We start from the raw sequence: 3,254 nt of genomic DNA on the forward strand, positions 1-3,254 counted from the left end.
TCCGGCGGCAGCCCGCCGGACGCCCCCTCACCTCCTCCACCCGGAACGGAGCGCCCATGAGCGGCGGAACCACCGAGCCCACCATGCCCCCCGGGCTGCCCCGACCCGCGGCCCTCCCCGGCGTCGACCGGCGGGAGCCGGCAGCTGCGGGCGGGTTCTGGCTGACGCCTGCCCGCGCCGGTCTGCACCTGGGCACGGACCGGCAGGGGGACGCCGTGTCGCTGCCCGCACCGGGTCCGGCCGGCACGCGCGTCGGGGTGCTCGGCGAGTCCCTGTTCGGTCGGCTCTTCGCACTGCGGCTGCTGGCACTCGGGGCGCGGGTGACCGCGGTGAGCAGGGTGCCGGAGAAGTGGGTCCTGCTGCAGGAGGCGGCGGGCGACCGGCTGCAGCTGGTGCCGTCCGCAGCCGGCTGGCCCGCTCACGAACCCGAGCCGCCGACCGTCGGCGACGGACCGCAGGTCCTGGTGACCGACCAGCGGCGGGCGCCGTCCGCCGCCGCGGCGGACGGCCAGTGGCGCACCGTCCTCCACGTGACGCGCTCCGCGCCCGCGCGTTCCGCCTTCTGGTCGGGCGCGGACGTCGTGCTGGCACTCGGCGCGTCCCACGCGGAGGCGGCCGGCCGGGTGCTCGGCACGGACGCGCGGCGGTTCACCGAGGAACTCGGTGACGGGGAGATCGCACTGTTCCGGCCAGGTGGCAGGCATGTGCTGCGGCCGGACATCGCTCCGGCGGAGACGGAGCTGCTGACGCCCTGACCGGCGCGGTCCCGCATGCCCCGACCGGGCCGCCGCGCGGGGGCGTATGTCCGTTCGGTGCTGTTCGGTGCCCGCCGGCGGGCCGTTCGGCCCGTGCGCCGCCCGGGCCCCGCGCACGGGCTCGATTCACGACACAATTTGGCGCAGACTGGTTTGAGGTCTGCGAAAGGCCGTGCGAAGATCACCGATCCGGGCAACTGACGCCGTTGTCCCGTCGGTTGGGGAGTTCATGTGGACGTCCGGCTGCTCGGTCCGCTGGAGGTGTCGGCGGACGACGGATCGCCGCTCGTGGTGCGGGGCCCGCTCCAGCGGTCGGTTCTCGCCGCCCTCGCGCTGCGCGCCGACCGGACCGTTCCCGAGGACGAGCTGATCCGGAACCTGTGGGGAGCGCACCCACCCGCGCAACCCCGACCGGCGCTGCGGCGCCACATCCGCGCGTTGCGCGACCTGCTGCCCGCCGGCCGGCTGCCGGAGGTGGCCGGCGGGCATCTGCTGCGAATATCACGCGAGGAGACCGACCTCGGGCGGTTCCGCGCCGCGCTGGTGCACGCGCGCGAACTCGCCGCCGTCGCGCCCGAGGAGGCGGTGCGCCTGCTCGACCAGGCACTGGCACTGTGGCGCGGAACGCCGCTGGGCCGGCTGGGTTCCACGGCGCTGCGCGAAACCGAACTGCCCCGGCTCGCGGACCTCCGGCTGACCGCGCTGGAGGAGCGCGCCGAGCTGCGGCTCGCCCTCGGACGGCACGAGGAGCTGCTCCCGGAACTCATCACGTTGGTGCGCGACCACCCGCTGCGCGTCCGGCTGGCCGGACACCTGGTACGGGCGCTGCACCGGGTGGGGCGCGTCTCCGACGCCGCCGCCGAACTCCACCTGGCGTACGAGCGATTGGGCGACGGTGCCGCCGAGCTGCGGTTGGTGGAGGCCGGGTTGCGCGCCGCGGACGCCATGCTCCCCACCGGGCTCGCGGAGCGGCTGGACCGCCTCGCCACCTCCCCGGAGATGAGTGGCCGCCTGGCCGCCTCCGTCTTCCCGCTGCTGGGGATCGCGGACGTCCGCCAGTACAGCTCCGGCGCCGTCTCCGCGCTGGCGGGATGCACGCCGCGCGAGGCGTCCCAGGCGCTGGAGCGGCTCACCGCCGCCGGGCTCGCCGGCGGCCCGGTCGCCGGACTGTACGCGCTCGGCACGGAGGAGCGCGCCGTCGCCTCCCGCCAGGCGGCGGCGCTCCCCGAGGCGCGGCGCCGGGCGCACCTGGCGGGGCTGTCGCGTTGGTACCTGGGCTCGCTCTACCGCGTCAACTCCCCGCTGTCGCTCCAGGAACGGCACCGCCGCCGCTACCAGGACGGCGCGGACCGGTTCCCGCACGGCCGGCTCTTCACCTCCGCCGAGGAGTCGCTGGGCTGGGCCGACCACGCCCGGCAGGAGGTGCTGGCCCTCGCCCACCAGCTGTCCGCACCCGAGTACGACGACGACGGTGACCCCCTCGCCGGGCGTCCGCTGAGCGACTTCGCCCTCGAAGTGCTGCTCGCCATGGAGAGCTACTTCCGCATCCGCCTCACCTGGCGGGTGCAGCGGCGCATCGCGGAGATCGCGCTGCGCGTCGCGCAGCGGCGGGAGGACGTCTTCGCCGAAGCGGTGGCGTTGACGCAGCTGGGCCGGGTGCACAGCCAGCGCCGGGAGCCCGCGCGCGGAGTGGAGGTGCTGGAGCGCGCCGTCGAGCTCTTCCGGTCGGTGGGGGAGGAGGAGGAAGCGCTCTACGCGCTCAGCGCGGTGGTGCCCTGCCTGGGCACCGCGGGACGGCTCGACGAGGCGGTGAAGCTGTCGGCGGCAGCACTCGAGCAGGCCAGGGCGGCCGGACTGGCGGAACTCTCCATCACCATCCGCCACAATCTGGGCCGCTGCCACCTGCTCATCGGGAACCTCGCCCGCGCCCACCGGATGCTCACCGAGGGCTACGCCATGGCGGCCCGGGTGCCGTACTTCCGCGCCTACGGCGCGGGCGCCCTCGCCGAGTACCATCTCGCCACCAAGGACTGGGAGCAGGCGGTCCACTGGGCGGACCGCGCGCTCGGCCACGCCGCCGAGCAGCCCTTCGACCCGTTCATGGTCGCGAAGCAGCGGACCCGCCGCGCCACCGGGCTCCGCGGCCTGGGGCGGGAGCAGGAGGCGCGGGTGGAGGACATGCAGGCGCAGGCACTGCTGGAGGACCTCAACCGACGCGAGGAGAGCCTGCTGCGGGTGACCCCGGTCGGCGAGGAGCCGTTCGACCCGGACGCCGCGTCGGTCCAGATCTGAGGGCGTGGGAGACCCCACTCCGGGCCCGCGGCGGCGGCTCCGGCTCTCTGCCGCGTGGTCGGGGATGCCCGCAGGCAACCCGGTGCGACGGTGCCCCGCCGCCGTGCGGCCGACCGCGTCCGACGCCGCGAGCCGAGCCGACGCGGGGTCTCCCGCACGCTCCGACGACTGCCGCAGCGCGGGAGGTCCGGACGCGACGGCCGGCGC

General features: G+C 75.9%; 2 protein-coding genes. Both read left to right on the top strand.

What is annotated here, in order from left to right; all coding sequences use genetic code 11:
• Nucleotides 1-56: 56 nt before the first annotated feature.
• On the top strand, nucleotides 57-755 hold the full coding sequence (locus tag HCN52_RS23100) for a hypothetical protein (RefSeq protein ID WP_245175384.1): 699 nt from the start codon (nucleotides 57-59) through the stop codon (nucleotides 753-755).
• 231 nt (nucleotides 756-986) lie between these two features.
• Nucleotides 987-3,047, top strand: coding sequence for an AfsR/SARP family transcriptional regulator (locus tag HCN52_RS23105; protein ID WP_168090375.1), 2,061 nt, complete (start codon nucleotides 987-989; stop codon nucleotides 3,045-3,047).
• The last annotated feature ends 207 nt before the right edge of the window (nucleotides 3,048-3,254 follow it).

This window comes from Streptomyces bohaiensis (assembly GCF_012033785.1).
In the GTDB taxonomy this organism is placed as follows: Bacteria; Actinomycetota; Actinomycetes; order Streptomycetales; family Streptomycetaceae; genus Streptomyces; species Streptomyces bohaiensis.

Excerpts from the sequence above, each read along its gene's own strand:
- HCN52_RS23100 (WP_245175384.1), top strand. The coding sequence starts at position 57 with ATGAGCGGCGGAACCACCGAGCCCACCATGCCCCCCGGGCTGCCCCGA.